The organism is Lysinibacillus sp. NPDC093692 (assembly GCF_050280125.1).
GTDB lineage: Bacteria > Bacillota > Bacilli > Bacillales_A > Planococcaceae > Lysinibacillus.
In genome coordinates, this window is the sequence record NZ_JBNNUW010000038.1 from 1 (window position 1) to 25,901 (window position 25,901).

At 33.7% G+C, this 25,901-nt stretch carries 36 protein-coding genes and 1 pseudogene; 29 read left to right on the top strand and 8 right to left on the bottom strand.

What is annotated here, in order from left to right:
• Positions 1–148 precede the first annotated feature (148 nt).
• Both ACQKN4_RS24010 and ACQKN4_RS24015 read right to left on the bottom strand, forming a co-directional pair.
• On the bottom strand, positions 149–1,336 hold the full coding sequence (locus tag ACQKN4_RS24010) for a tyrosine-type recombinase/integrase (RefSeq protein WP_427485070.1): 1,188 nt from the start codon (positions 1,334–1,336) through the stop codon (positions 149–151).
• A 47-nt stretch (positions 1,337–1,383) separates the two neighbouring features.
• Positions 1,384–2,061 (bottom strand): helix-turn-helix domain-containing protein, encoded by a 678-nt coding sequence (locus tag ACQKN4_RS24015; protein ID WP_427485041.1) that lies wholly within the window; start codon positions 2,059–2,061, stop codon positions 1,384–1,386.
• A gap of 90 nt (positions 2,062–2,151) precedes the next feature.
• On the opposite strand from ACQKN4_RS24015, the gene ACQKN4_RS24020 reads away from it, so the two are divergent.
• The 6 genes from ACQKN4_RS24020 (at position 2,152) to ACQKN4_RS24045 (ending at position 5,042) form a co-directional block, all read left to right on the top strand.
• Positions 2,152–2,403, top strand: coding sequence for a helix-turn-helix domain-containing protein (locus tag ACQKN4_RS24020; protein ID WP_427485042.1), 252 nt, complete (start codon positions 2,152–2,154; stop codon positions 2,401–2,403).
• On the top strand, positions 2,397–2,666 hold the full coding sequence (locus ACQKN4_RS24025; protein WP_427485043.1) for a hypothetical protein: 270 nt from the start codon (positions 2,397–2,399) through the stop codon (positions 2,664–2,666). Before ACQKN4_RS24020 ends, ACQKN4_RS24025 begins: the two co-directional genes overlap by 7 nt.
• A gap of 58 nt (positions 2,667–2,724) precedes the next feature.
• Positions 2,725–3,042, top strand: coding sequence for a hypothetical protein (locus ACQKN4_RS24030; RefSeq protein ID WP_427485044.1), 318 nt, complete (start codon positions 2,725–2,727; stop codon positions 3,040–3,042).
• A gap of 59 nt (positions 3,043–3,101) precedes the next feature.
• Complete coding sequence (locus ACQKN4_RS24035) at positions 3,102–4,148, top strand: hypothetical protein (RefSeq protein ID WP_427485045.1); 1,047 nt, start codon at positions 3,102–3,104, stop codon at positions 4,146–4,148.
• Positions 4,149–4,268: 120 nt separating this feature from the next.
• Positions 4,269–4,484, top strand: coding sequence for a hypothetical protein (locus ACQKN4_RS24040; protein ID WP_427485046.1), 216 nt, complete (start codon positions 4,269–4,271; stop codon positions 4,482–4,484).
• A 36-nt stretch (positions 4,485–4,520) separates the two neighbouring features.
• Positions 4,521–5,042 (top strand): ERCC4 domain-containing protein, encoded by a 522-nt coding sequence (locus ACQKN4_RS24045; protein ID WP_427485047.1) that lies wholly within the window; start codon positions 4,521–4,523, stop codon positions 5,040–5,042.
• 94 nt (positions 5,043–5,136) lie between these two features.
• Here ACQKN4_RS24045 and ACQKN4_RS24050 read toward each other — a convergent pair whose 3' ends face one another.
• The gene (locus ACQKN4_RS24050; protein ID WP_427485048.1) at positions 5,137–5,415 is read right to left on the bottom strand and encodes a group-specific protein; all 279 of its coding nucleotides are present in this window, start codon (positions 5,413–5,415) and stop codon (positions 5,137–5,139) included.
• Between the two features lie 123 nt (positions 5,416–5,538).
• On the opposite strand from ACQKN4_RS24050, the gene ACQKN4_RS24055 reads away from it, so the two are divergent.
• The 9 genes from ACQKN4_RS24055 (at position 5,539) to ACQKN4_RS24095 (ending at position 11,062) form a co-directional block, all read left to right on the top strand.
• Positions 5,539–5,832, top strand: a complete 294-nt coding sequence (locus ACQKN4_RS24055) for a hypothetical protein (RefSeq protein WP_427485049.1) — start codon at positions 5,539–5,541, stop codon at positions 5,830–5,832.
• Between the two features lie 462 nt (positions 5,833–6,294).
• Positions 6,295–6,903, top strand: coding sequence for a BRO-N domain-containing protein (locus ACQKN4_RS24060; protein ID WP_427485050.1), 609 nt, complete (start codon positions 6,295–6,297; stop codon positions 6,901–6,903).
• Positions 6,904–7,332: 429 nt separating this feature from the next.
• Positions 7,333–7,758: a hypothetical protein gene (locus ACQKN4_RS24065; protein WP_427485051.1), complete on the top strand. Its 426-nt coding sequence runs from the start codon at positions 7,333–7,335 to the stop codon at positions 7,756–7,758.
• Between the two features lie 4 nt (positions 7,759–7,762).
• Positions 7,763–8,392, top strand: coding sequence for a hypothetical protein (locus ACQKN4_RS24070; RefSeq protein ID WP_427485052.1), 630 nt, complete (start codon positions 7,763–7,765; stop codon positions 8,390–8,392).
• A 55-nt stretch (positions 8,393–8,447) separates the two neighbouring features.
• The gene (locus ACQKN4_RS24075) at positions 8,448–9,266 is read left to right on the top strand and encodes a hypothetical protein (protein WP_427485053.1); all 819 of its coding nucleotides are present in this window, start codon (positions 8,448–8,450) and stop codon (positions 9,264–9,266) included.
• Between the two features lie 194 nt (positions 9,267–9,460).
• Entirely contained in the window at positions 9,461–10,018 is a 558-nt protein-coding gene (locus tag ACQKN4_RS24080; RefSeq protein WP_337989372.1) for a YfbU family protein, read from the top strand.
• 67 nt (positions 10,019–10,085) lie between these two features.
• The gene (locus ACQKN4_RS24085) at positions 10,086–10,304 is read left to right on the top strand and encodes a terminase small subunit (protein WP_337989373.1); all 219 of its coding nucleotides are present in this window, start codon (positions 10,086–10,088) and stop codon (positions 10,302–10,304) included.
• Between the two features lies 1 nt (position 10,305).
• Positions 10,306–10,710 carry a hypothetical protein gene (locus ACQKN4_RS24090; protein ID WP_427485054.1) on the top strand — a complete coding sequence of 135 codons (405 nt, stop codon included), beginning with the start codon at positions 10,306–10,308 and terminating at the stop codon, positions 10,708–10,710.
• A gap of 58 nt (positions 10,711–10,768) precedes the next feature.
• A complete protein-coding gene (locus ACQKN4_RS24095) occupies positions 10,769–11,062 on the top strand; it encodes a hypothetical protein (RefSeq protein WP_337989375.1) in 294 nt (97 codons plus the stop codon).
• Between the two features lie 262 nt (positions 11,063–11,324).
• On the opposite strand, the gene ACQKN4_RS24100 is transcribed toward ACQKN4_RS24095, so the two are convergent.
• Positions 11,325–11,972 (bottom strand): hypothetical protein, encoded by a 648-nt coding sequence (locus ACQKN4_RS24100; RefSeq protein ID WP_427485055.1) that lies wholly within the window; start codon positions 11,970–11,972, stop codon positions 11,325–11,327.
• A gap of 597 nt (positions 11,973–12,569) precedes the next feature.
• Between ACQKN4_RS24100 and ACQKN4_RS24105 the strand changes: the two genes are divergently transcribed.
• On the top strand, positions 12,570–13,049 hold the full coding sequence (locus ACQKN4_RS24105; RefSeq protein WP_427485056.1) for a GIY-YIG nuclease family protein: 480 nt from the start codon (positions 12,570–12,572) through the stop codon (positions 13,047–13,049).
• Between the two features lie 200 nt (positions 13,050–13,249).
• On the opposite strand, the gene ACQKN4_RS24110 is transcribed toward ACQKN4_RS24105, so the two are convergent.
• Positions 13,250–13,462, bottom strand: coding sequence for a helix-turn-helix domain-containing protein (locus ACQKN4_RS24110; protein WP_427485057.1), 213 nt, complete (start codon positions 13,460–13,462; stop codon positions 13,250–13,252).
• Between the two features lie 472 nt (positions 13,463–13,934).
• On the opposite strand from ACQKN4_RS24110, the gene ACQKN4_RS24115 reads away from it, so the two are divergent.
• The 5 genes from ACQKN4_RS24115 to ACQKN4_RS24135 all read left to right on the top strand — a co-directional run bounded on the left by ACQKN4_RS24115 (position 13,935) and on the right by ACQKN4_RS24135 (position 16,745).
• Positions 13,935–14,213 (top strand): hypothetical protein, encoded by a 279-nt coding sequence (locus ACQKN4_RS24115; protein ID WP_337989379.1) that lies wholly within the window; start codon positions 13,935–13,937, stop codon positions 14,211–14,213.
• Positions 14,214–14,226: 13 nt separating this feature from the next.
• The gene (locus ACQKN4_RS24120; protein ID WP_427485058.1) at positions 14,227–14,538 is read left to right on the top strand and encodes a hypothetical protein; all 312 of its coding nucleotides are present in this window, start codon (positions 14,227–14,229) and stop codon (positions 14,536–14,538) included.
• Between the two features lie 139 nt (positions 14,539–14,677).
• Positions 14,678–15,049 (top strand): hypothetical protein, encoded by a 372-nt coding sequence (locus tag ACQKN4_RS24125; RefSeq protein ID WP_427485059.1) that lies wholly within the window; start codon positions 14,678–14,680, stop codon positions 15,047–15,049.
• Between the two features lie 290 nt (positions 15,050–15,339).
• The gene (locus ACQKN4_RS24130) at positions 15,340–16,224 is read left to right on the top strand and encodes a hypothetical protein (protein ID WP_427485060.1); all 885 of its coding nucleotides are present in this window, start codon (positions 15,340–15,342) and stop codon (positions 16,222–16,224) included.
• A gap of 158 nt (positions 16,225–16,382) precedes the next feature.
• The gene (locus ACQKN4_RS24135) at positions 16,383–16,745 is read left to right on the top strand and encodes a DUF2513 domain-containing protein (RefSeq protein ID WP_427485061.1); all 363 of its coding nucleotides are present in this window, start codon (positions 16,383–16,385) and stop codon (positions 16,743–16,745) included.
• A 267-nt stretch (positions 16,746–17,012) separates the two neighbouring features.
• Here ACQKN4_RS24135 and ACQKN4_RS24140 read toward each other — a convergent pair whose 3' ends face one another.
• A complete protein-coding gene (locus ACQKN4_RS24140; RefSeq protein WP_427485062.1) occupies positions 17,013–18,221 on the bottom strand; it encodes an SIR2 family protein in 1,209 nt (402 codons plus the stop codon).
• A gap of 434 nt (positions 18,222–18,655) precedes the next feature.
• Between ACQKN4_RS24140 and ACQKN4_RS24145 the strand changes: the two genes are divergently transcribed.
• From ACQKN4_RS24145 to ACQKN4_RS24155, 3 genes are all read left to right on the top strand, one after another.
• Positions 18,656–18,811, top strand: coding sequence for a hypothetical protein (locus ACQKN4_RS24145; RefSeq protein WP_427485063.1), 156 nt, complete (start codon positions 18,656–18,658; stop codon positions 18,809–18,811).
• 125 nt (positions 18,812–18,936) lie between these two features.
• Positions 18,937–19,914: a hypothetical protein gene (locus ACQKN4_RS24150; RefSeq protein WP_427485064.1), complete on the top strand. Its 978-nt coding sequence runs from the start codon at positions 18,937–18,939 to the stop codon at positions 19,912–19,914.
• Between the two features lie 90 nt (positions 19,915–20,004).
• On the top strand, positions 20,005–20,154 hold the full coding sequence (locus ACQKN4_RS24155; RefSeq protein ID WP_427485065.1) for a hypothetical protein: 150 nt from the start codon (positions 20,005–20,007) through the stop codon (positions 20,152–20,154).
• 254 nt (positions 20,155–20,408) lie between these two features.
• Here ACQKN4_RS24155 and ACQKN4_RS24160 read toward each other — a convergent pair whose 3' ends face one another.
• The gene (locus ACQKN4_RS24160) at positions 20,409–21,116 is read right to left on the bottom strand and encodes an ankyrin repeat domain-containing protein (RefSeq protein ID WP_427485066.1); all 708 of its coding nucleotides are present in this window, start codon (positions 21,114–21,116) and stop codon (positions 20,409–20,411) included.
• 345 nt (positions 21,117–21,461) lie between these two features.
• On the opposite strand from ACQKN4_RS24160, the gene ACQKN4_RS24165 reads away from it, so the two are divergent.
• Positions 21,462–21,626: a hypothetical protein gene (locus ACQKN4_RS24165; protein ID WP_427485067.1), complete on the top strand. Its 165-nt coding sequence runs from the start codon at positions 21,462–21,464 to the stop codon at positions 21,624–21,626.
• A 308-nt stretch (positions 21,627–21,934) separates the two neighbouring features.
• A pseudogene (locus ACQKN4_RS24170) lies at positions 21,935–22,600 on the top strand (PD-(D/E)XK nuclease-like domain-containing protein); the annotation flags it as partial.
• Positions 22,601–23,061: 461 nt separating this feature from the next.
• On the opposite strand, the gene ACQKN4_RS24175 reads toward ACQKN4_RS24170, so the two are convergent.
• Complete coding sequence (locus ACQKN4_RS24175) at positions 23,062–23,328, bottom strand: translation initiation factor 2 (protein ID WP_240518248.1); 267 nt, start codon at positions 23,326–23,328, stop codon at positions 23,062–23,064.
• A 385-nt stretch (positions 23,329–23,713) separates the two neighbouring features.
• On the opposite strand from ACQKN4_RS24175, the gene ACQKN4_RS24180 reads away from it, so the two are divergent.
• The 3 genes from ACQKN4_RS24180 to ACQKN4_RS24190 all read left to right on the top strand — a co-directional run.
• The gene (locus tag ACQKN4_RS24180; protein ID WP_427485068.1) at positions 23,714–23,890 is read left to right on the top strand and encodes a hypothetical protein; all 177 of its coding nucleotides are present in this window, start codon (positions 23,714–23,716) and stop codon (positions 23,888–23,890) included.
• 96 nt (positions 23,891–23,986) lie between these two features.
• Positions 23,987–24,559, top strand: coding sequence for an NPCBM/NEW2 domain-containing protein (locus ACQKN4_RS24185; RefSeq protein WP_079561056.1), 573 nt, complete (start codon positions 23,987–23,989; stop codon positions 24,557–24,559).
• A 515-nt stretch (positions 24,560–25,074) separates the two neighbouring features.
• A partial coding sequence (locus ACQKN4_RS24190; RefSeq protein WP_427485069.1) for a serine hydrolase domain-containing protein occupies positions 25,075–25,901 on the top strand: 827 nt, incomplete at its 3' end.

Consider the following 25,901-nt stretch of genomic DNA (forward strand, 5'->3'; position numbering starts at 1 on the left):
AAATCAAAAAATGTGGTACACTATAGAACGTTGATACTAAAGCAATATATCTATAGGAAAATACGTAATATAAAATCATTTGAACTCTGGGAGAAGAATACACCACCTAAGTGGATGTCATGATATATAAGGGTTTAGGGGCTGTCTCTTAGAGATTAGCCCCATTTTTAGCCCCAATTTCAATAGCGCGGTCAAAAGTGTCGATAATTTTATCTTCCATTTCCCTCAATACATGCCCGTATGTTGTATGAATCATTTCAGGTGTGTTCCCCAAACGTTCGGCAATCGCCCTTACCGGTACACCATCGTTCATTAATATAGTTGCATGAGAGTGCCTAAGAGAATGGAGTGTACACTCTTTTAATCCAGCACGTTGAACAATTCTTTTAAATCCTTTGTGTAACGTTGTTAATGGCATTGGTATCATACTTTCCAAAGAGTGAAATACATAATCATCATCTTCTAGTTTTTTCCCGTATGATAATAATTTTACTTTGATTACTTTTTGATAACGATTTAGCTGATCAAATACATTCTTACCAACTTTGATTTTGCGTTCACTATTTTTTGTTTTAGTTGACCCCGTACCATATCTTGTTCGATTCCGCATAATACTAATTGTGTGGGTTTCAAAGTCAATATCCTTCCATTGGAGGCCTAACGCTTCACCTTTACGCATTCCTGTATAAGACAGTAACATTAAAATCGAATAGTAAGTTTCATCTTCGTGTTCTTTTGTGTATACGAGCATTGTTCGTAGTTGATCAGATGTAAGAACCGATAACTCAGCTTCTTTGTTTCGGGTAGAAGGCAAGCTTACCCCTCTAAATTTATTTCGAACAATTATTTCTTCTTCAACCGCAGCGTTAATAGCGATTAAAAAGATTGAGTGTATTAATCGAATTGAGCTAGGTTCATATTTCTTTTCTAAGGCATTAATTAGATTTTTTTGGTATGTTAATCTGTCTAGTTTTTGTAATTTAAAATGACCGATATACGGTTTTATATTAAGCCTTAAAACGATTTCACGTTGTGTTATCGTTCCAAGTTTCCATTTACTTTTATTGGATTCAAACCAAATATCTAGCCATTGTGTTACAGTTAGGTTATCATTTTCTATATGTTTTGTTTCACCTCGCAGCGTTGCGCCCTTAACTTCCAGGAGGGCTTTCAATGCTGCTTTTTCTGTTTTAAAACCACTTTTTTTCTTCTCTTTCCGCTTCCCGGTAGCATCATAATACTTATGGCGGAACATCCACAGTTTTTCCTCGTTTGCATTGAAATAGTGATATATTTCAGGTTCTTTTGCCGATTTATATAATTTCACCTTTACCATTCCTTTCATGCTTGGCGGCGTGTGTACAGGAATAGGTGAGTTTAATATTATTTTTCGGTATTCTCCATGATTTTTGTTAAAGATTCAAATAATAACCTTCTGTGCTCAGCATCGAGCATTTTTCCTTTGTAATGAACTTTATCATTAAATAAAATCAGATTACCTATTTCATATTCACGCTTTTCAACCTCTTTTGTATCAGGAGTGATAAAAAATTCAAAGCCATCAAAAGAACTTAACAAATTTATACTTTCTATTTCAGTTAAGTTTCTATTTAGTTTTCCAGCTTCAAGTAGCTCCAAATCCCCTTTACTAACTCCGGTTTTCAACGAAATTTCATCAATGGTAATATTACTAAACGTCCTTTGATCATGGAAATGTCTACCAAAATCAACGCGCTCGTCATCATTCATTTCCGTAATACTTGTATAACTTAAATCGTAGCCATCGAATAATCTTAAAAAGTGATCATCAGATAAATTTAGAAGTTCTACAATGTTCACGCCTAACCCCTTAGCTATTTTCCCTATAATTTCATAGGATGGGTTAGTAGTCTTACCGTTTTCTAATTGTGATAAATATGGGTGAGAAATCCCCGACCTTCTAGCTAGCTCCCTAATAGAAAGATCCTTCGCTTTTCTGGCAGCTTGAATTGTTTCTCCAAACGTTCTTTCAGTCACTTTTATCCCCCGTTCTCTCGATTTATCTTTTATATTATAACGCAAATGGTAACTAGTCAAACCACATTGATTTCATAATGGTTGACACAGTTACCACTCTGAGGTATTCTAATTCTAGAAGTGAGGTGATTCATAATGTATACATTTCAACTTAAAAGCTATGAACATACAAAATTATCTATAGCTTTAAAAGGATATACTATTAGAGGTTTCTCTAGATACGTAGGGATTTCACATTCTTTTTTATCTCAAATTTTAAACGGCAAGAGAAAACCGTCAGCAGTGGTTGCAAAAAAAATAGCTGATGGATTAGATGTTAGAATAGAAGATATTTTTTTGGTAGAAGTGGTTGATGAATCAACCGTAATGGGAGGGGCGGAATGTTAGAAACAAAAATTGAGTTGCAGTTAGATAAACAGGCTATCCAACGACACATTGAAAAGCAATTAGATGAAACGATTCAATCACAACTATGGTTCGTAGACGTGGATAAAATGGCTAAGTTATGCTGCATGTCAAAAAGGTGGCTTGAAATGGAGATACTACCGGATCCACGTATGAAAATATTGGAGCGGCGCAGAAACAGAAAGAAGTGGTATCCAGCTTCAAAGGCATTGGAAGTAATCAACGAAATCACCGCAGAATGGTGAACGAATAAAACGCTGGCGGCGTGTGTACAGGAATAGCTGAAAGAATGGAGGCAAATAAATGTATGAAAATTTAACAAACGATGAGTTACGTGTATATCACATTTTAGAAGGATTAGGAGATTCAGAGAGCTTAACAGGTTCACAAATTATGGAGCGATTGATGATTAAAGATCGACGTTATTTTCACCAGCTTATATTCGATCTCCGTTTGAAGGGAGCTCCAGTAGTTAGCATCAAGAGCAGAAATCATTCGGGCTACTGGTTAGCACGAAATAGAGATGAGCTTGCATCTTATTTACATGATAAGGAACTGTATATAGCCACTCATAAGAAAATCATTGAAGCGATGAGATGTGCTGCAGAAACGATATTTTAACCACAATAATAACGAAGGTAGGAGGTGTGTTTTATGACAGCTTCTAAGAATCGAGGTGAGTGAGTCTGAATAATCGAGATACAGCCAAACAACTTATCACTGAGCAAGTAGGAGATGATAATTATTACTTCACTGTTAATAAGGTATACAACCAATTCATGGGCTCGTTAGATGGCGGCGTGTTCTTGTCCCAATTAATTTATTGGTCAGATCACGCTAAGCGTTCAGATGGTTTCTTTTACAAAACAGCCAAAGAATGGCATGAAGAAATTTATATTAGTAACCATCAGATTAATAAACATACAAAAAAATTACGAGAGTTAGACATTTTAGATACTAAGAAAATAAAGGCGAATGGTAGTCCTACAATCCATTACAAGGTGGATATAGACCGCCTAACCCTTTGTCTCTCTTCCTTTTTGAAAAATTTAGAAATGGAAATTAAAAATATTGAAAATGGAAATTCAAAAATTTCAAAATCCAAATCTGGAAATTTAAAAATAGAAACTCAAAATTTTGAAAATGGAAATTCAAAAAATAGAAATTCCATTTCTAAAAATACTGAAAACGAAATTGAAAATATTGAAAATGGAAATTCAAATATTCCTATTTCTTTAACAAAGATTACTACAAAGACTACTACAGAGAATACACAAGAGATTACTTCAAAAGATTTCAACAATGATTTTAAGACAGAGAATACAACAGACAAGACAGACAAAGACTCTTTTAACGCCCCTAATATTACTAATAGCGTAGATAGAGAAAAAGAAGAAAAGAAAAAAGAAAAAACAGTCGTCGGTCAGTTGGTCCATTCTCCAGTAGATTCAAATGGATTAGAAAACCAGTCTTTAAACACTCGTACTCGCTCAGAACAGATAGCAAGCATCGAAAAATCAATCCAGTTTACATTCGATACTGTTGATGAAAATGTTTATAAAGAAATCTCAGGTTGGCTCATGATGTACGATTACGAATCTATCATGAAAGCTTTGCAGGAAACGGCTCAGCTGGAAGAACCGCCAACCAAACTTAGTAGCCATATTTTGAATATGTTGAATGAGAGGAAAAAAGCAAGGTCCTACTACAATGAGTGGGTAAAGTAGGTTAAAAATCGTATAGCAAACTCGTAGAGGTGTTTTAGCATTAAATTTGATAAGCAATAAGGGTGAAAGTTAAAAATGCTTCTAGGGCTATTCAAACGATGTTAGAAAGGATGGTAGGACATGGGGGACATAATAAATTTTCCTGATTTAGAAAACGCATGTATTCAAATTGAACGCACAGAGGCTTTTATACAGACTGCGAACGAATTAAGTGCATTCTTAAAAGCTTTACCTTTGAGTCATGACGAGAACAATAAATTAGTTGGGCTAATGGTGAAACATGTGAAAGAAGCGGAAGTAGGAGCATTTTTACAAGGCTTTAGCATGGGTTACTAATTTAACGAGTATCGAGGGGATGGAGGTAGTCTATGAATGATTACTAAATTCAAATATACGGACACGGAACTAAAAAAGCTCCTCTCATCAAAGGTGATACTCATTGATACAAGGGAGCAAGTGAATGTGCATATTACAAATTTTTTTCAAGTTAATAATATCCCATATACAGCTATAAAGCTAGATACAGGGGATTACAGTGCTATGATTCCGCAAAATTTCGAGCTGGGTATATACCGAGACACCTACTTTCCATTCACTGTGGAACGTAAGAACAGCATTGACGAATTAGCCAGCAGCATCAAAGAGGAAAGGTTTGAACACGAATTAATCAGATCGCAGAAATCACATTTTACTCTATTGGTCGAAGGTAGTTACTCGGACTTGGTACACGGTAACTACAGAAGCCAATACAATGCTAAAGCATTACTTGCACGAATCAAAACGTTTGAGGCACGTTACAACTTCTCTACAACCTTTTTGAATGATAGGCAATTAAGTGGTAACTGGATATACAACCATCTTTATTATCATGTTCGAGCCGCGTTGAAAGGATAGAAAATTAAGTTCTGAACATGGGGTGTCAAATTTGGGCCTCACTAAAAAGTAGTAATCGGACAAATAAGACATCTTAAAAAGGAAAGCGACTATTCTAAGAGCGTAGTTGTCGTTTCAACCAATTGCTTAGAAATTCTTCTGTTTCTTTAGGCGGCATAAGCCACTTAGTACCGACTTTATATTTAGGGAAATCTGGATGATAAAAGAACCGCTCGAGAATGAACGATCTGCTCATACATGTTCGACGGCATAGCTCCTTTAAGTCCCAGAAGATTAGATCTGCATTAATTTCTTGAATCTGTGCTTTGATTTCTTTCTGTACAAGACGTTCCATTTCAGCTTTATCGATAGAAACGGTGATTAATGAGTTCATAATAATATCTCTCCTTTGTAGTAAATCTCATAGTCGATAATTTGGCAGGGCGTATTTTTAATGTAGTACAACATAATTACAAATGAAACACTATACCAAAAAGGTTGTGAAGGAGTGTCTGTTTTGAATCTTAAATTCGATTGGGATTGGATGAGGGAATATTATGCACGCTCACAACAGAATAGCCGTACATCGTTAAAGGATGTTTCTAATCTCTTTGGGGTACCTTATCAAACTGTTAGAAGAGTAGCAGCAAAAGAAAACTGGGTAGGCAACGTAGCAGTATGCCGATGTGCTGAATTGATTAAGTATTTTCCGGATACTGAATACCAGGAACAATATTTGAAATTGGCTGTTTTACTAGCGCATCGAAATTATGAGAAGTTGGAAGAAATGAAACGGTTCGATGAATGGTAACGTTACGAAACAAACAACGTTCCTTTTGAAAGGCTACAAAAGTTAACATAAATTACTCATTTCGATGCACTGGACATGTTGAGAAATGTTAAGGTTGCAACGTTCCAAAACGGAACTCAATTCATTTACCAAACGGAACACGACAGTAAGGAAACGCAAGGTATTAGAGCCTGGCAAAGCCTAACAATTAGCGGAGTACTTCAATGCAGTACTCCAATCGTTGCTTGTAGTACTACATTGATTTAATTAGAGGGAAACAGTCGTTTTAGAGCGTTATACGAGAGTTGATTGGAACGTTCCAAAACAAAACACAAATACTTTTCCGAAACAAATAAACCCCCAAGAAAACCCAAGAATTAGAACGAAAAGTATGCATCCAAAAGTGTGCATATCCAAGAAAAAGGATGCAACCTTTTCATGAGATGGTTGCAATGTTTGAAAAATGAAAGGAGGATAAATCTAGTGAAAATTAAAACAGAGAAATGGCTAGAACATGAAATACGTTTTGTGGAAATTGAAAGTGAGTGGTGGGGAATTGCTAAAGATATAGCCGATGCCCTTTGTTACAGTAGTACAGCTGCTATGACAAGACACTTAAAAAGTAAATTTCTTACACATGTCAAATTGACTGGTATGAATCAGAAGTTTACAGCAATATCCGAACAAGGGATTTACAAAGCGATAACTCGATCACAAAGACCTGAAGCAGAAGCATTTGAAGATTGGCTATTTGAAGTAGTTAAAACACTTCGTCAGTCGTCAGGGTTAGAAGGTTTTCAAATCTTTAGGATGTTAGACAAAGTGCATCAAAAGGAAACAATGGCTAAGTTGCAACAATCATTGCTAGAACCAACAACGGTGAGCTTTATAAAAGCAAACACAATTGCTAACAAAGCAGTTTCTAGTCGTCATGGACACGTGAAATCTCTAAAGAAAAATCAGATGACACCTGAGATGTTAATTGAACGAGAGCCAATCTTAGCCGATACAGTTGATTTAATGATCGCAAAAGAGAAATTCCGACTTGATTTGTCAGTCAGTAAGAAAGTGTATGAAAAGTATGTGCATTAACAGGCAGAAAAGCTTATTAATATGTGATTAAGACAAACAAATACATGAATTCAAACAATAATAGTGGCATCTAGAATGCAACCATGCTAACTTTTGCTAACATATTTCCGTATTAAGGATGCTAAGAAATGCTAAGGTATTTCGTATTAAGGACACTGATAATTGCCAGAAACCGCTTCTGAATGAGTTTATTACTAAAAAATACTAACATCATTTATATAGGGATGTGGTTACTTGTTTAGAAAATTGTATAACGACTTTATGGCTGATTTGATGGATATACAGATAAATAGGGTTGCCATGGTATGTATAGCTACACTAGTAATTATAGACTGGATCCATGAAAATGTTGGCTTTTGCCGGCAACCTACTTCTTAAAATGAATGTTGCAAATGTGAGCACATTGCATATAACGGACGGTGAGAGACATTGACTTTAGATGAACTAAAACGCCTCTTCAAAAAGCAAATACCAGCAGCTTACGAATCATTAAAAGAAGCGGAAACCATGCCAGAGGGTGAGGTAAAGCGATATAAAATATCTGCTGCTATTGAGGTAATTGAAAAGGCTCAAGATATTCTCGAAAGTTGCTGTGATGAATTGAATTTTAAGGATGAGCTTATTTTAGCTCATAGGACCGAGAATGTGCCAAGGGAACGCACAGCCATGATTTTCTTTGATTATGTAAATACCGAACCCTCAAGGGCTATAAAAAATTTAAAAGCATTAGAGGATTTAGCGTACAAAAGACTACTTAAACTTTTAAATGATCAGGAAGTCCATTTACAGGATGTTTCGAACCAACAAAGTATGGCTGACCGATTAAAGGCAAGAGAAGAACGAATGAAAGGGTGATAGCATGCTAACAGACAGTCAATTTTGGGCGTACTTACATGCACAACAAGAATTAGAAGAAATCGAACGAGTATATCATGCAGAGCGTCAAGAAGCTTATGAAGGTATTGCTCCGACGATAACAGGTTTCGATTATGGTAGTGGCCGTATCTACAAATTGGCTTGTCACGTTGAAGATTATGCTAGTTACCTGGTAGAGCTTTATGAAAAACGTAATCAGCGCATGGATAAAGTAAAAAAGCGTGTTGAAGTATTGGAAGAAGCAGTTTCCCTTCTCTATGATAACGAGCGAGCACAGTATGAGGCTTGGAAAGCAAATTCTGTTGATTTATACCCTGATGTATTAAAAACGCTGAAAGAGTGCTTGAATTACGTTTTAGAGCGTGAGCAAATTAAAGAAAGTGCTCGCGAAATGTCAGTGACTGAATGGGATGCACAGATAGAGGCGATGGATGATGAAGAACTGTTTTCAGATTACTGGGATAGGAATGGTTCATTCGATCAGGACATTATGAAAAGACGGGAAAAAGAAAAACAGTATGGCCGGGTTGAATTATCGGAAAGCGCGTTACAGAACTATGGGAATAGATTTACTGTTAAAGGCCGCTTCCAAAAGGCAGTAGCGTGTTATTAGTCGTGTAGGTACTTTATGTAATCGGAAAGTAACTACATGGAAAGGAGCAGAGTACATGTTTTGTGTCATTCAGAAAGTACAAAAGAAGAAGCCAGATCCGTATGGCACACATAAAGAAATCATTGTTACTGAGACAACATTTGGCTTTGTCGGTGAGGAACCTAAGAAGTCATACGGTTACACATACAGCGATGAACGATTTGAAAGGCCGATATTAGATGCTTATAAAATTAGTATACATCACAGCTACCGAGAGAATGGTAAAGTAAAAAAGAAACAATGGGTTATTTGCACTATGGGATACTATGATTTTATCGATTCCTGGTATGGTGATCGTTATGTTAGTCGTGTCTTAGAGGGGAAATTAAATGAAATGGGTATTGATGAAGATACCTTTCATGAAATGATTAATGCTAAATTGGGACCACTTGTCGAACAGATTGAATTGGAGTTTCAACAGACTGAAGAATATAAGGTAAAGAAGAAGCACGATGCAATATTAGAAACTCATAGAAAAGTACAAAAGGCTTTCGAGGATTTATATGGTGAAGACACATATAGATATTGCTATGACGTTTTTGGAGAGTTGAGGAATCCTGAATACTTAGAAAAAGTAATTGCTGACAAAAAAGCACGTGAAGAATATGCAAAGCGTAGTTATGAGGAAAGTTTCAAGCGTAACTACAACAATTATTCGGGTGAAAACGGTAGTAGTTACTTAAGTAATGAATCTAGTAACTACAATGATGATGAAAAGAAGATACTGCACGAACTTTACCGATTGGGTTCCAAGAAGTTTCATCCAGATGCTTGTGGGGATGATGGTAGTAAGATGAAGTTTTTAACGAAATTGAAAGAGCAATGGGGATTATAAACAAAATAGCAGTAAACAAGCATCTACGCTCAATGGCTGATAGGTGCTTTTGTTTTGCCCTTAAAAGTGAGTATCGAGCTAAGTTTCTTACACTTTGATCGGTGGTACTTGCTTTTGAGAGTTAAATAATTGTATCAAAATGTTATTACATAATTATCTAATATTAGGTTACGATTGGGCTGGAGGTGATAAGGATGGAAGACACTTTAAGTATGAAAGATAGATTAATGATTGCGAATCAATATGAAATTCTTTCGAGATTAACTAATGATGATTACGAAAAGAGACAATATGAAAATTTAAGAGATATTTTTGTTTCTGGATATTCTAAATATTATTCTTTAGCTACAGAATGGTTTTCTGAAGAGGTTAACCCAGTAGAATGTAAATTTGTGGTTGAAGTGTTGAATTTATATAGAGATTTGTATTTTTCATGGTCTCGTAATGAAGAAGCTCGAAAGATAATCGACGAAGATGAAGTGTTATTTAAAGGTTTTGATTTAAATGATGATGTTGAAGTGAAATATTTTAGCTTCTATAAATTCTTAGTCGAACAACTAGATCAATATAGTGAAATTAAAGAGTTCATGCAAGAAGGGAAAATTGAAGACTTTAATTCTCACGGTTTCGGGCCAAGTATGAACACTTTAAAGACAATGATACAAAAACACAATGAAATTAAAACTTCTAAAGGCTTTAGAAGTTCTGACGATTTAACATTTGAAGAAATTAAAGAAATATTAAATATATAATTTTCTAGCATCCATTCTTGGGTGCTTTTTTATTTTACAAAGCAATTAGCATAATGAGGCGATGCCATTGATTGAACAAAAGTTAACAGTGAAGCAACAAGCTTTTGCTGATTATTATATTGAACTGGGAAATGCCACAGAAGCTTATTTGAAGGCATATTCGAACGTGAAGAAGGAAAGTACGGCGAAGGCAGCTGCAAGCAGAATGTTAACTAATGTTAACCTGAAATCTTATATAGAAAATCGTATGGAAGAATTAATATATGAGAGAGTTGCTAAAACATAGAGTGGGTATTGGCCAATGTTTTACTGGAGTTAGTGCCTATTGTAAAATATTTGATAAATCAAATAATAATGGAGGTATGGTTGTGGCTAAAAAAAACGAAATAAACCAGGTTAATATTGAGGTTAAAATAGCTGAACTCGAACTAGAATTAGTTAAATTAAAAATTGAGCAAGTAGCGGAAGAGGCTTTTTTACAAGGAGTAGAGTATGGAAAACAACAGCATAAATGGCCACCTTTGTTAACCAATTCGGATTTAAAGGAAATATTTCAGTGTAGTGATACAGTAGTACATCAATTGAAAAATATATTCAGCTTTCCGAAATTCCCATATATGAAAGCGAGATATCCACGAGATGAGGTATTTGAATGGATAAAAAATAATTCAATAAATTTAAACTCTAGATAAATCGGAATTTTTGGATATAAAAAAATACCTTATTTAGAAAAGGGGTTTATAAATAAAAATGAAAAATATTGATGTTAAGATAACGCTGGATGACGAGGCTATGACTACCATTAAGCAAGAAGTTAAAAAACAGATTGATGAATATGTAAGACAAGATCTTATTCTTTGTGATATAGATGAGTTGGTTCGTTTAACTTGTATGAGTAAATCATACTTAGAGGATTTTTTTCTTCATGATCCAAGAGTGAGACAATATCAACGCCGCAGAGGACCTAAAGGAAAAAGATTCTGGATTTACAAGCCTACGGTGGAAACGATAGAATACATAGTAACCCATGAATGGGGAATATAAAATCACACGGGCAGGTGTGTTGAGGAGATAATGAAAAGTCGAGGAAACTCGGCTTTTTATATTTGTGTTTATTGCCCAGTAAAGGAATCATCAATGAAGGTGCAACGAATCGAAGAGAAGGCAACCACTACACGTGAGGTAAACTAATCGCAATTGGAGAGGCTGCCTTATTTTATGGAGGATTTACGATAAAAAAATATTTCAAATGTCAAAGGATTTCAGGACTTCCTATATAAATGAAGTTGAAATCAAGTAATAGATTTCAATTATTATTATTCAAAAGATTTCTTGCAATTGTAATGTTTTGTTCTATTTCGATAAGGATTTGTTCTAATTTTTCCATATTAGCGGTTTTTGTTGTAACTTTAGTTGAGGGGATAAGTTTCCTCTTTTTTATTGGATTACTAACAAACTTAGAATGCTCTAAAGCGAGAATTATTAAAGTCATCATACTCAAATACAAAGGTAAAGTGTATATATAGTTTATTGGTTGAGTGATTGTAACAAGGAATTCTGTAAACTCTTTAAATAAAATGAAATCAGATTTGATTACTGTATTATCAGTTTCATTATTTGGAACATAAAACTTTACGACTGCATTAACAATAATAGTGAAGAATACACTTAATTGTGCAAGTGTGTCTTTAAAAGTAGAAAGGTATCTTTTATTTATGTATTTTTTTGAAAATGAATAAGCGAGGACAAGGTATGTACAAATAATTGTAGAAATCGCTGGAGCTAGAAAAACAAAAAAGGCTCCGTTTAAGTCATTAATATATTCACCAATAATTCTTTGGTGAATTCCTACGGCTACAGCAAATGAAATAACGAAAAAAATCAAACTGTAAATTAGTAAACTAAAAAAGAAATTACTTTTACTTTGTTTTTGTTTCTTAATTTTAATATACATTTTAATAACCTTCCTTTAAGTAATAATAAGGTTATTATAGATTATTTATACTATTTTTTTAAGAGATTGGTGGGGTGTTCATAAGCTATTGCTAGAGCAAGAAATCCAAAAGATGTCTTCCAAGTCATTTAGTGGAACACTGACTGATATAAAAAGATAGGATAAAGTAAAGTTGGGCCAGTCTGATCGAAATTGTTGAGTCCACTTTTGAGGGATGATTAGTTTGTCTAATTTTGGTCTTGTATTAAAGAAGGTAGTAAACAATGTTTACATACTGAGAAAAGGTGACTACAAAAGTGTGGGTAACTATAGAAACCTTTGTTTCTGCTGATTTCTTTTTCTTGTAAGTAGAAAAATAGGACCTTCCAAAATTGTGAAGTGAGATAATCCAGTAAACTTATTTTTGCTTAGAGCAAAGTTGATACTAACCTTGAAATTGTTAATGGAGTAATAGAGCATTACAGCATATTTTTCGCCACGAGTGGCGAAAATAATATTAGAGACCAGAAATTGAGCATCAGCTTATCAAAAAAAGAACATACCAGCTGCCCATCAAATATGGCGATCAGACTTTAAAATATTGAGGAGTGATGGATATTGTATTTTACTTTGAGTAATTCAGATGATGTTTATTTTATTCAATCGGCGAATGATGGACCAATAAAAATGGGTTCTGGAACAAGTGTACAAAGAAGATTAAAAGAACTCCAAACTGCCAATCCAGAAGAATTAACTTTACTTCACTGTACTACTGGTGGCAAAAGATTCGAATTTTATCTTCATGAAAAGTTTAGAAAATATAATAAAAGGGATGAATGGTTTTTCCCTAACATAAAAATAATAAAATACATTGAGAAACTTAAAATCCAAGATAAGAAGTACGGTAAAATCAAATCCATACGAAATTTTCTTAAAAGTGAAAATTATAATCTTGATAAAGAAGAAATAATTGTTTTAGAAAAATTAATTAATCTCGCTGTGTTAGAAATGCAATCTACTTCTATGGAAATGAAGGAGAGGTTTTGGAGAATAATAGATGACTACTTAGAGTACCTAAAAAGTTTCCGGCTAATTTAATACATGAACGACAAATGGCATGTTTTATCAGTGAGGGAAAACAATATGCTGACAAATTATATAGGAGAGAGCATGGAATCATTTTAAATAACTTTTAAGTCATGTCACATCCAACAAGGTGTGGCTTTTTATTATGTATTGAAGAGACAAGCTGCACATACAAAAAGCATCCGCTCCAGTAGAGTAGATGCTTTTTGCTGCTATTCATCATTTTCTACTAAAGTGAGTATGTCGGAAATTTCGACATCCAAAGCTTTACATAACGCCCCTAAAGTATCTCGTTGGTATTGCATAGTAGTGTCATTATACAGACGACGAACAGTTTCTTTTTTTAACCCTGCCATTTCAGCACACTTACTAATCGAAAGGCCTCTTTCATCAAGAACATCCTTTAAAGTGGACTTTGCACGCATTTTTTTCACCTCGTCCCTAAATTAATAATATCAAATTATAAAGTGTTTGACAACGGAACGTAGTTGACAACGTTTTGTAGTTGTTGTAATATGAATTTACGACAACGGAACGTAGTTATGTAAGCTGTCAACATTCAGTCGGTGAATGGACTAGAAATAACCGACATACTAAAAGAGGTAGGTGAATATATGAATCGACTATCAGAGTTAGAAAGCCAGCGAATAGTTCGTGCTTTGATTAAAAGCTATATGAAGTTGCTCACACAACAGATCAATAATTAATTTGTGGGGGACGAAGTTTTTTCTATTTAAAAAGGGGGGGCATCCAAATGAAAGTAACAGTTAAAGAGTGGTGTGCCATGTCAGACCGCAACAAGCAATTACTTTTGAATGCAGTAGCAACAAATCGCTAAGGTATCGGATCATTTAATTAAATCACACTATAAAACATAGCAGATAGGAGCTAAAAAACATGGAAAAAACAACAGTAACATTTAGCTTAGTAAATACAGTAGATGCACTAGCGGATATTCTAGAGATTTTAGAAAATGCGCATTATGTTCAACAGCTAGTTGAAGAAAAATTTTTCGGTCGTTGTAATGTCGATGAGCGCGATGTGCAGATTGGCATTGTTCATGATTACCATCGTTATGGAGTTTTCAACAGAATAGTAAGCGACAACGTTTATCATGCTGAAGCACTGCTAAGAGACCTATTTAGTACAGTCAAAATAGCTTTACAAGATAACTAAGGAAGTTTTCAAAATGGAATCAGAATTTAAATTAGAAGTAATGAATGATTGTATTGGATTAGGGCTTTTAGAAGGCGATAAGGTGCTAGTTTCAACAGAACAGCCTCGAAGCAACGGAAAGGATTTAGCGGTATTTGAAGCGGCCGGAGAACGTTTTATTAGTCCCTTCACTCGCTTCGGTAATCAAATCTTATTGTTAGGTGAAAGTATACAAGTAGTACGAGAACATCAGGTGAAGATTATTGGCAAGGTGATTGGTGGAACATTAGGAAATGAAAAAGCCGTCGCGGCAACGACAGCTTCAAAAATCCAGTTGGTAAACTGAAATAAATCATAAATATAATAACATATATGAAGCGGCTTGGATTAACAATTTAACCGCTTCTTTTTCTTTTCTTCAAGATTGGACATTATAGAGTTAATGGTATTGATGAAAATATATTTTAACTAAAGGAGCCAATTTTATGAAAGTGCAAAAGGAAATGGAACATAGTATTAATTTAGAAATAAAAATAAATGAACTTGAGTTAGAGTTAATCAGGGCGAAAGTAGAAAAAGTAGTTATAGAGGCCTATAAAAAGGGGATGGAAGATTGTAGAGAAAATATGAAATTCGAATTAACTCTACCTTCAAATCTGAAAAAAGAACATGTAGCTCAAATATTCCAATGTGAATTACCGACTGTAGAAAAGATAATTCGAATGGAAGGATTTCCTAAGTGTCATGCAATTTCAGCTCGTTATCCACGGGATAAAGTATTTGAATGGAAAAACAAAAATACTCTTTATATGAATGAGCGTTTGGGTATATATGTTACTAATAGAGAAGCTTTGTAGCGTTCGTAGACCTAGAGCCCATCGATTTATGACCTTTAGTGAGGGAGTAGTTTATCATCAGCTGTATTATGCCAATTAGAAGAGCCTTGCAGTACTACGTAGGGCTTTTTCTTTTGCTTTGAAACTGCATCAAACAGCCACTAAATGATTGAGGGTTAGTAAGTGGCAGTTGTTTAAATTACCTTGTATTACTCGAATTATGTTAGATGTACTTACCTTTTTTAAAACAAACGTAATAATTTGAATAATTACGAGAAATTATTTAAGGTAATGTTAAGGGGGGAGTATAAATGGATGAAATTCGAGATTATTTAGAGCCGTTTTATAGTATTTTACAAGAGTACTACGAAGAAAAAGAAAGGGAGAAAGATAGGAAACATCCACAAGCCTATAAACCAAAAGTTGAAAAATTTTTGAAATATTTTTATGAATCAGTAGATGATATAAGCCATAGAAATCTTAAATCCATACATACACGTGATGTCAGTACATACCTAATGAAAGTGGTAGATAGTAATCATGTAAATCACTATTACTCGTTAAAATCTTTTTTCGATTTTACTTATTCTAAGGATTACACTAGCGATGTTATGAAGAACATCGAGATTCCGAAGACAAGTGAAAAAAATAAGGAATATCTAAACTTAGAAGAAATAAATAAAATTAAACATTTTTGTAGTGATAAAAATCAAAAAATAGAAGATAGACTTTTAATCGGATTTAATTTATACACTGGTCTAAGTAGAAAATTTTTAGCAGAGTTGAAATTGGAGCATTTTGAACCAAACGGCAATAGATTTTATCTACAATTCGATAATTTTAAAACAGTTACTATATGCAGTCATCTCTCGGATTTGTTTATTGAATATAAAGAGACGTTTGAAATTCCTAAAAGAAAAAACAAATTATTCAATTATAACGAAAATTATTTATCCACTAAAACCAAAGATATAACAATGAAAATAATTACTCGTAAAATAACACCTACTACTTATTCAAATACCTTTATAAAGGAAATGCTAAGGATTACAAAAAACGATGTTCTTATGGTTAGTGAATTATTAATGGAAAGTACACATACTATTTCGCAACATCTAGAAGAAAGCGTTGAAGACGAAAAAAACAAATACGAAAGGTATTTAGAATCTTTAGAAATGTTGTATGAGAAAAAATAGATAATGTAAAACATCCTTCGGGGTGTTTTTATTTTGCCCTGAAAAGTGAGCATTAGTGGTCTACCCCTTACTACGAACGGTGCTTGCTTTTGAGGTCAAAAAGTTATTGAGGTTTTGTACACACCTTCTGGCTTATGATTGGGTGGGAGGTGATGAAGATGAAAAGAGATTTGAATTTAGTAAGAGAATTATTATTACTTATTGAAAGTAACGATGATAGGAGAGAGTTAATCATCCCAGAAGACTGGGACAGAGAAGAAGTTGCGTACCATTTAAAAATATTAGATCAAGCTGGATATGTGAAAAATAACACACAATGGGCTGATAACAAACCATTCAGGTTAATAGCATCAATGACGTGGGATGGACATGAATTTTTAGACTCTGTTAAAAATAACGGAATTTGGAATAAAACTAAAGAAGGTATGTTGAAAAAAGGGTTAGAACTCGGCTCTGTTCCTATAGATATTGTTAAGGAATATGCCTCTTTACAAATTAAAAGTTTATTTGGAATAAGTTGAGCATCCTGATGGGTGCTTTTTTCATTTTACAAAGCAAATAGCATAATGGGGTGATGCCATTGATTGAACGTAAATTAACGCTGATACATTGGGCTTGTAAAGTCTCAACTCTATATAATTACAGAATTGCCTCCAACAATTTTATCCAGGTGTGTCCGAAAGATAGGGATTCTAACAAAATTAAAAGAAACAATTGGTACTATAAAAAAAGGAATACAGAATTCCGTATTCCTTTTTTAAAAATTCTGTTGTGAACTACATAACGTTTTAATCTGTCATTAAAAATTCTATTATTTCATCACCATGATTTTCAACGGCTTGTTTAAACCCCTCCAAAAATATCATTAACCTACCATCTTTAGATTTTATAGGGTTATTATATTCAAATTTTTCCCCAAATGGGTAATAGTCTTTGGCCGCTTTTGAATAGAAGAACAATGCTTCTGTCGTTAGCCATCCTTTTTCTTCCATCATAATAGAGTGATCAGGGTACCAAGGTTCTCTCTGAGACGGTGTAAGGTATGTAATTACAACTACTTTTCTCTTTTCCCCATGTAATGCTGTAATTTTTTCAATGATATTATTTACATGTGAATCTCCAAATGAATATCCTACAATTAATAACCCTGAATTTTTTCTAATGGCATCATAAAAATAATGATGATATGCATTATATGGTGAAACAATTAATTTATCTGCCTTTCTCAATCCGGTTATTATTGGTGTAATCTCTGCTACCTCCCCAGATTGTGTAACATGTGATGTTTTTGCAGTATAAAAAAATTTTTCTCTTGCCACTTTATAATTTGAATATTTGTAGAGTTCATGAAAATCATCTTCAAAAACATATAGGTTTGCAGTTTCAGAGCTATTTCCACTATAGTCCCCAAAAAGAATTGAACCATGTAGATTAATCACTTTTGATAAATCATCCCTGTAAAGTTCATCCAATGAAATCTTAGAAAAAGTGTCGTTTACTTTTATAAACCCATCTGAATATTGTTCATTTAAAGAACATTGGATTGTATTATCATAATTTAAGGTAATGATATCTAAAAAATTCCCATTATTGTTTAATCTACTCCAAAAATCTACATACCAAGATTTATTATTGTTAGTCAATATATCATTATTATAAGAATCAATGGCATCCCATATTTTTGTATATATAGTTCTCCTTGCGGCCATTACATCTTCGAAGTTTAATAATGACATCATATTAATAAATGCACCTAAAACAGGCTTATACTTTTTTACAGCAGCTTTATTGTGTTGGTATGATAAAAAGGTTTCTATTAGATGTAATAGGTCTTCAAAGTTATAGTTATCTTTTCCATAATAATCATCAAGGATAAGGGATAATTTTTGTAAATAAAAAGACTCAGAAATAATTTCTTTTGTAAGTCCAATTGAAGTCGGTCCCCCTATTTCTAATGCAGCACCAGCTCCTAATAAACAAGTAATTCTTTTTTGCATAATCTAACCCCTTTTTAGAAATATTCGATTTGGAAATGTTTTCTATAATAATAACAAAAAAAACCTTCGTATACTCTTATAAATCACAAAAAAATATTAAATATAGTTGGCTTTTTAGTATTGGTATATAATGTAATGAAATGGTCGGAGGTGTTTGAGATGTATGATTGGAAGAGATATTGGAGAAATAGAGAAGTTACAATAAAATATGATTCTCAAGGACTTTTCGATGAAAAATTGAACTCGGGTAAAATATTTATTTATCAGATAAAGAAAATGAAAGATTGTTAGTATTGCTAGGTGAACCTGGTATTGGTAAAAGCATACATTAAGAGCTGAGTTTGAAGAAATTAAGGAAAAACATAATGCAATATTCATTATTTTACGAAATTATACTGGTGATAGATGGTTAGAAGAAGAAATTACAAAGACAAATGAATTTAGTTTATGGAATCAAAATAAACAAAAAAGTAGGTTATATTTTTTTAGATGCTTTAGATGAAGCGATTATACAATCAAAACAAAATGTGAATAATATATTAGATTCTTTATCCACTATCGATGGCGTTTTTTTGCTTGAAAAGTACTAACAATTATTTTTTTTGTTAGGTTATTTAAGAACGAACTTTTGTGAGCGAAATAATAGTATCAAAATAGTATCACATGTTTTCCATGTCTTAGATTATTATAAGATAGGAAGTCGGAAAAAATTGGGGTGAAAGTTATTAAGTATCAATTTGTGATTAAACTTCATAATATAAAAATTCCAGATAAATTATTTAAAGGTAAAATTATTGATCAAAATATGCGCATTTCAAATAGCAATGATTTATTTGAAAAAAACTTACTTAATGATACATTTTTGGAGGGCTTTGGGTTTTCTGAAGCGTATAGTTTTAAAGATAGCGTTTATATATATGAAATAGGTGATTATAACTTACTATGCGATAAATTCGGATATAAAATTGATAATTTAGATTTAATACACTTTTTTCTTAGAAAAGTTCAAACTTTTATTGGATCGTTATGGTTAGTAAAAGATAATAGTGTAAATTGTGAAATGGGCTTTTTACAAACATATAAAAGGGTTCCCCGAGATGGTATAGTAACAAGCAATGCTATTTTTAGTCATAATTCAACAAGTGATGGAGAAATAAAAGAAACAATATTTTCACAATCTGAAATAGATTCAGCTATAAAATATTATGAAAAATATAAAATTAAACATGAAAATTTTGATAATGGGATAATAAAAAAATTTATAAATCCTTTATATAAAGGGACAGATAGAATTGAACGAGCTTTCTATTTTTTATTAAACGCAAGAAGTACGACTGTTCTCCCAAATAAAGTAATTAATTATTGTTCATTATTAGAATGCCTGTTTACTAATGATAGTTCAGAAATAACTCATAAAGTTGCTGAAAGGTTTGCATTATATTTAGGAGGAAGTTTTGAAGAGAAGAAAAGGAATTATTTTTTAGCTAAAGAATTGTATAAAATTCGTTCTAAAGCTATTCATGGACAAGCAGTAGGTACAAAAACGAATGATATGAAAGATATTTTGATTGAAATAGATGAAAAAGTAAGAGAAATTCTTGTTTATTCAGTTGATAAGAACAGTAATGTAGAAGTATTTTCAATGAAAAACGAAGAATTTGATAATTGGTTTTTAGATTTAATATTTTTATAATTAATAAGCGTCTAAATTAGATACCATTTCTATGTCGTAAAATTGCAACTAAGAAGTTGCTGTAGATAATTAAATATTCTTCTACGATAAATGGATTTACTAAAGAAAATCGATATTCAGGAAGAGCAGAAAGAAGCAATAGCTCATATTGTTGCTTTGAATTATCAGGAGATAGACATGCAGTTAGAACATAGAGTTTTAAGTATTATGGAAAAAAAGTTAAGAATGATAGAAGAGTAAGTCTTGAATAGTGAGTAAAAACACCTTTCGGGGTGTTTTTATTTTGCACTGAAAAGTGAGTATGCCCCCTCTTGGCTGTTAGGGTAACGGTACTTACTTTTGATGGAATTAACACCGAAGCAAAAATCTTTTGCTTATTACATTTGGAAATGCTGCTACTTTTATAAAGCGGGTGCTGTATTAGCACTGCTTCTCACCTGTTACATTACACACGTATCATTCGTTAATTTCCATTATCTTACTCACCCAAAATTTCATTCATTAATATACTGAATCACATTTTTAGCACAGGGGTCGCACTTGTAACGTCTTTCAAAACTATTTTCGTGCAACTCTAAAATTGTTTTTCCTTCGTTTAAAGTTTCTTTCGATTGTATACTTGGATCGGCCCCATATTCCAACAACAATTCTGTGATATTGGGTTTATACACTTGAAAGCTACTCATTAGCGGTGTATACCCAAACTTATTTAAAATATTAGGATTAGCTCCACTTTTTAAAAGAACTTCAACTGCTTGATAATCTTCTGCATCTACAGCAGTAAATAGAGGGGAGCTTCTGTTAACTAAAGTGAATTTATTAACATCCGCCCCATATTCAATTAATAAATGAAGTGTTTCTTCAACGATATTATAATCATATATTGCTAGTTCTATTGGAGTTGTTGTCGATGTAAATTCGGGAGTCCATCGAGCTTTTTTATGGTGAGTTGTTGATTCAATATTTGGGTCCGCACCATTTTTTAAAAGCAGCTCCACAATTTTTGGTTCATAAGTTTTTACTGCAATATGGAGTAAACTAACTTGCTCTTCATCACTTGTATCTTTCCAGTTCACATCGTATCCAGACCGAATATATGTTTTTATTTTTTGCATTTCTTTTTCTTCGATCGCTTTTCTAAATCCTTCATAACTTCCGGCAAAAACATAAATGTAATTGTTCACAACATTAAAACTAACCAACACAACAATAAAAAAATAATGAAATATGTAATCAGTTTGTTTATTCTCATAAGCTAATACCTCATATCTTTTAATAACTCCTATAATATTAACAGAAAAGGGAGAATAGAGAACTAATATTAAACTGTATTTTAGAAATCAAAATAAAAATGAGCTTGTGAATTGGGTTTATATGAATGTGCCTGCAACCCATCCTTTTTTTGAATTACCTATAGTATCAAATAGGGAGTGAAATTATGAGTTTTTGTAGTGGGAACCATAACCATCAAATATTTCGATTTGTAGCGTGTAATTTTCCTTGTCCGGTAGTAACAGGAGCAACAGGACCAAGCAGGTCTTATTTATGTGGCAAATACATCAAGTAATAATGTGTCAGTAATAAATGGGGTAACAAATACAGTAATAGCTACAATCCCAGTTGGGGGACATCCTTTCGAAGTAGGAGTAGCAGTAGACCCAAACACGGACTTTGAAATCGGGCTAGTTAATTTATTGTGGATGGCCAAATAAAAAGATTGGGGCATTACCCCCAATCCCACTCACGCATTCCTGTACACACGCTCGCCGTTGTTAGATTTCATTAGCCCCAATTTAGCCCCACATAGCCCCAAATTAATTCGTTATTTTGCATTATCATGCTTATTTGTGAAACATATAAAATCATATTAAACATTGATATATCAATGAAATACGCTACTTTTATAATGTATTGTGCAACTTCATTAATTTATTGGGAGAAAAACACACCTCCGAAATGGTTGTCATAAAAGTCACGAAACACTCGTTTAAAATACGAGTGTTTTTTAGCGTTTGCAGAGGTAAGGGGCGAGTTTTCTCGTCCTCCCTCTACAGCTATAATGGTCGGCTCATATTTACACGCTGCCTTTGAAAGTAATGAGGCATTCACTGGATTTAAAGAGCTAAATCACCACACCATTTATACCAATCGTGGCAACAAGTATAAGGACTACGAAAAAGCTGACGACATGATTGATACCATTAAAAATGACGAGTTTTGTATGTTCGCTTTGCAAGGCGAAAAAGAGGTTATCTATACAGGCGAATTATTTGGTGTAGGGTGGAAAATCAAAGTAGACAACATCAATCATGGACGTGGATTTTTCAGTGATTTAAAGAGTACTCAAGAGCTTAGGAAACGCCACTGGAGCGAGAAATATAATACTTTGGTTTCATTTGTACAAGCCTTCGATTACGTGCTGCAGATGTGGGTGTATCGAGAGATCATCTATCAAAATACAGGTCGCTACTATGATCTATAGATTGTGGCAGTAACTAAAGAATCGCCGCCAGATAAATCAGTTTTACACTTGAATTCAGGGCGTTTCGACTTTGAAAAGGACTATGTTCAAACGATGCTAGCAAACATTATAGCAGCGAAACAAGGTCGTAAAAAGCCACATAGATGTGATAGGTGCGGATATTGCGGGTCCACAAAGAAGTTAGAAGGTACATTCGAAATTTGATTAGGTGGTGAAAATGGATGAATAATGTAACCCACAAAGTTTTTCTTAAGGGTTTACTTGTCATTTCCTGCGCTTACCCGGGAAATTATTTTTTATTTCCTAACCTGATTGTTAATAAATCTATGGTAAAATTTCGAATATAAGGAGAGGCGAGGGCGAATGGCTAAATACAGATATGTCTACACAACTTTTTGTTAGAGTCCAGCCATTTGATAAAGCAGTTTTCTTTGTTTTTGATGTTTCCGATGTTTTGAATATATTCAATATTATCCACCTCAGTATATAAGATGTTACTAGTATAGGAATTTATTTAACGAAAGACCATGGTTATGTTAACCATCCGAATATTCGGAATTTTTCACTGAACAATATAAGAAAAAACCATAACGAGGTCGTTACAGCAAACTAATGAAAAATATGAGGATTGTGTCTGATAAATTTTGTGTAATAGGGAAAGAGGTTCATTTTCTTGAGTATTTAAGTTTATGTAGTTCCTTTGTTAAATATTGAACTTGCTTTTCTAATTCATCTATTTTATTTAAGTAGCTATGATTGTTGGTATTTGATTGTTGGGATTGAGCTTCCTCCAAAGCCATCATTGCTGCAATAGTAGATAAACCGTCACCTAATGTAGTAATTAGTCCACCAATTACAGCAAGCTTAGCAGCATCATTTTCGCCATTCGATAAAAAGTCATTAATATTAAAAGTATCTTTGTGTTTACTCAAATGTTAACCTCCCTAAACTAATCAGTTCTATATCTTATTCTGTATCCTATTTTATAATTCGTGTTTAAACCAAAATGTTCGATAACAAAAGGAGGAAATGGAAGTTACTTTTTTAGTCTGAATGAATTTACAAGGTGCTTAAGTAAAAGAGGCATTTACCCTTGAGCAATTAGGAATTGATAAAAATCTAACAGTCGGAGAACTCCAAGAGGCTGTCGCTGAGAGTTATAACAATGGGCTTGGGAACAGCTATACGATGGTTTTGATTTTGTAGATTAATGCACAAAAAAGCCGCAGCGTGATCAGACGCTACAGCTCGAATTGGTTTATGCCCTTTGACGGTGCTTAACAACATTATTATACCACACCGTAGGAGGGCAAACCTATGTTAAAAGAAAGAGCACTAACCACCAGATGCTTTAGATTCAATGATTACAGACTACCACTGGATGGTAACGCCATCAAAGAAATGCGAGCAGAAATGATTGTTGGGGCAAAAACGGCACAGTATGGTATCGAGGCTACACTACCAATTAATAATGTCTTTTTGTTTTTGTTCTAATTTTTAACAAAATTTACAATTTGAAAAATTTCTTGAAAATTTTGGTTGCGTGTGTAAAGATATGAATGTACTTCAAAATCGAAAGGGGCTAGTGATATGAAAAACACAAAGCGCGTTATTAATCCAAAAGGTTTTCGATTTAATGTATTAAGTTTAGCGGTGGTTTTAATGCTTACTATTTGTACATTTTTTGTAGGCGGAAATACAACTACTTTAGCTGCACCTGTATCTGTGTATTTAAGTGATGAGTTAACTCCAACTTCAGTTACAGGAGATATAGAGCAAATGACACCTGATTATTTTTCTTATAATAAAAACCAATCGTTTTATAAAACACAGTTATCTATTAAAGGTGTGAAATATGAAAAAGGGATTGGCTCGCATTCAAATAGTTCAATTAAGTATAATTTGAATGGACAGTATACTAAATTTACAGTTGATGTAGGAATTGATGATCAAGTAGCGCCGGGTCATGGTTCTGTGAATTTTGTGATAATTGCTGATGGCAAAATTTTGTATATAAGTCCGGTTAAAAAATCAAACGAACCAGCTGAACATGTAGAAGTAGATATTGCAGGGAAAAATACACTTGAGTTAGTTGCTTTTAATGCTAATGATAATATTGACAATGATCATGCCGACTGGGCAGATGCAAAATTGTTTAAATAAATAAAAATCACCTAGATGTATGAACCTCAAAAGTTAGACTTTAACCAGAATGGATTTCTCCGTTCTGGTTTTTAGTTTTGCTGAACAATTTGAGGGAATTAAATGAATGGGGAAGCTTAGTGAATAACAATTTTTAACGTATAGTCTAAGAAATGATTTCTATAATAAAAACGCCAACTTGCAAAGAAAAATATTGAGGTATTGAAGTGGTTAATGCGGATGAATATTTTAGTGATGCTGTAACAAGTAAAATGAAAACAGCTAAATTAGCACAAGTCACAAATATTGTAGGGCTACATAATAGAGGATGACCAGCAAAGCTAATTTAGCCAAGCTGGTCTTTTTCATTTACTTAGTCATGATCAAGCATAAGTCTTAAGCCTGATATGGTTTCAGTCTATTACTGTATTTACGAGCAAAATAAAACCTTGATATTCTATTTATAGAAAATATTTCTTGGTTTTAGGAAGTGTTTATCTTGAAATCAATTACTTATCTAAGGAGGCAATTCTATTATGAAAAATAAATTATCTGGGGTGTTAGCTGCTACATTAGCGTTAACGATGAGCCTACCAACAGGAGCGATGGCGTTTTCTAGCAGTCAGACTACGGTTGTAGTTAGCCAAGAAGTTGCTAGCCAAGAACTGAAAAAGATTGCGGCAGAGAAGGCTGCTCTACTCACGAAGTCCTATGAGACGACTAGTGTGCAGTATGCGCTAATTGATAATGGCCAAATTATTTTGTCGGGTCAGACAGGTAAGAACGATATGAAAGGGAAACAGCCGCTGACCAAAGATACCCAATACGGGATTGGTTCAGTCAGTAAAATGTATGCAGCGGCGGCTGTAATGAAATTGGTCGACGAAGGAAAAGTCGATTTGGATACTCCTGTCGTTCACTATGTTCCTGATTTCCAGATGAAAGACGAGCGTTACAAACGTATTACGCCACGTATGCTGTTGAACCACTCCTCTGGCTTGCAAGGTACTGAGTATAGCAATAATTTTTTATTTAAAGATAATGATACCTATGCCCATGATAATTTGTTGCGACAATTGTCCAACCAGAGCTTGAAGGCGGACCCTGGCGCGTTCTCGGTATACTGCAACGACGGCTTTACGCTGGCTGAGATTATGGTGGAAAAAGTCAGCGGTATGAGCTTTACCGAATTTATACATCAACGGTTTACAGAACCCTTAAAGTTAAATCATACGAAAACGCCGCAGGACGAATGGGAAAACGATAAGCGGGCTGGACTTTATTTTCCAACGTACCAAGGGCAGCTTCCTACTGAATTGGTGAATGTGATTGGTACGGGAGGGATCTCTTCCACAGCAGAAGA

What these genes read in the sequence shown, in the direction of transcription:
- ACQKN4_RS24100 (WP_427485055.1), bottom strand. Translation starts at nt 11,972, where the DNA reads ATGTATATTAAAATTAAGAAACAAAAACAAAGTAAAAGTAATTTCTTT.
- ACQKN4_RS24030 (WP_427485044.1), top strand. Translation starts at nt 2,725, where the DNA reads ATGTATGAAAATTTAACAAACGATGAGTTACGTGTATATCACATTTTA.
- ACQKN4_RS24075 (WP_427485053.1), top strand. Translation starts at nt 8,448, where the DNA reads ATGTTTTGTGTCATTCAGAAAGTACAAAAGAAGAAGCCAGATCCGTAT.
- ACQKN4_RS24145 (WP_427485063.1), top strand. Translation starts at nt 18,656, where the DNA reads ATGAATTTAGTTTATGGAATCAAAATAAACAAAAAAGTAGGTTATATT.
- ACQKN4_RS24155 (WP_427485065.1), top strand. Translation starts at nt 20,005, where the DNA reads ATGGATTTACTAAAGAAAATCGATATTCAGGAAGAGCAGAAAGAAGCA.
- ACQKN4_RS24180 (WP_427485068.1), top strand. Translation starts at nt 23,714, where the DNA reads ATGTTAAAAGAAAGAGCACTAACCACCAGATGCTTTAGATTCAATGAT.
- ACQKN4_RS24140 (WP_427485062.1), bottom strand. Translation starts at nt 18,221, where the DNA reads ATGCAAAAAAGAATTACTTGTTTATTAGGAGCTGGTGCTGCATTAGAA.
- ACQKN4_RS24050 (WP_427485048.1), bottom strand. Translation starts at nt 5,415, where the DNA reads ATGAACTCATTAATCACCGTTTCTATCGATAAAGCTGAAATGGAACGT.
- ACQKN4_RS24135 (WP_427485061.1), top strand. Translation starts at nt 16,383, where the DNA reads ATGAAAAGAGATTTGAATTTAGTAAGAGAATTATTATTACTTATTGAA.
- ACQKN4_RS24125 (WP_427485059.1), top strand. Translation starts at nt 14,678, where the DNA reads ATGAAAGTGCAAAAGGAAATGGAACATAGTATTAATTTAGAAATAAAA.
- ACQKN4_RS24010 (WP_427485070.1), bottom strand. Translation starts at nt 1,336, where the DNA reads ATGGTAAAGGTGAAATTATATAAATCGGCAAAAGAACCTGAAATATAT.
- ACQKN4_RS24115 (WP_337989379.1), top strand. Translation starts at nt 13,935, where the DNA reads ATGGAAAAAACAACAGTAACATTTAGCTTAGTAAATACAGTAGATGCA.
- ACQKN4_RS24120 (WP_427485058.1), top strand. Translation starts at nt 14,227, where the DNA reads ATGGAATCAGAATTTAAATTAGAAGTAATGAATGATTGTATTGGATTA.
- ACQKN4_RS24185 (WP_079561056.1), top strand. Translation starts at nt 23,987, where the DNA reads ATGAAAAACACAAAGCGCGTTATTAATCCAAAAGGTTTTCGATTTAAT.
- ACQKN4_RS24045 (WP_427485047.1), top strand. Translation starts at nt 4,521, where the DNA reads ATGATTACTAAATTCAAATATACGGACACGGAACTAAAAAAGCTCCTC.
- ACQKN4_RS24130 (WP_427485060.1), top strand. Translation starts at nt 15,340, where the DNA reads ATGGATGAAATTCGAGATTATTTAGAGCCGTTTTATAGTATTTTACAA.
- ACQKN4_RS24040 (WP_427485046.1), top strand. Translation starts at nt 4,269, where the DNA reads ATGGGGGACATAATAAATTTTCCTGATTTAGAAAACGCATGTATTCAA.
- ACQKN4_RS24095 (WP_337989375.1), top strand. Translation starts at nt 10,769, where the DNA reads ATGAAAAATATTGATGTTAAGATAACGCTGGATGACGAGGCTATGACT.
- ACQKN4_RS24020 (WP_427485042.1), top strand. Translation starts at nt 2,152, where the DNA reads ATGTATACATTTCAACTTAAAAGCTATGAACATACAAAATTATCTATA.
- ACQKN4_RS24080 (WP_337989372.1), top strand. Translation starts at nt 9,461, where the DNA reads ATGGAAGACACTTTAAGTATGAAAGATAGATTAATGATTGCGAATCAA.
- ACQKN4_RS24070 (WP_427485052.1), top strand. Translation starts at nt 7,763, where the DNA reads ATGCTAACAGACAGTCAATTTTGGGCGTACTTACATGCACAACAAGAA.
- ACQKN4_RS24110 (WP_427485057.1), bottom strand. Translation starts at nt 13,462, where the DNA reads ATGCGTGCAAAGTCCACTTTAAAGGATGTTCTTGATGAAAGAGGCCTT.
- ACQKN4_RS24025 (WP_427485043.1), top strand. Translation starts at nt 2,397, where the DNA reads ATGTTAGAAACAAAAATTGAGTTGCAGTTAGATAAACAGGCTATCCAA.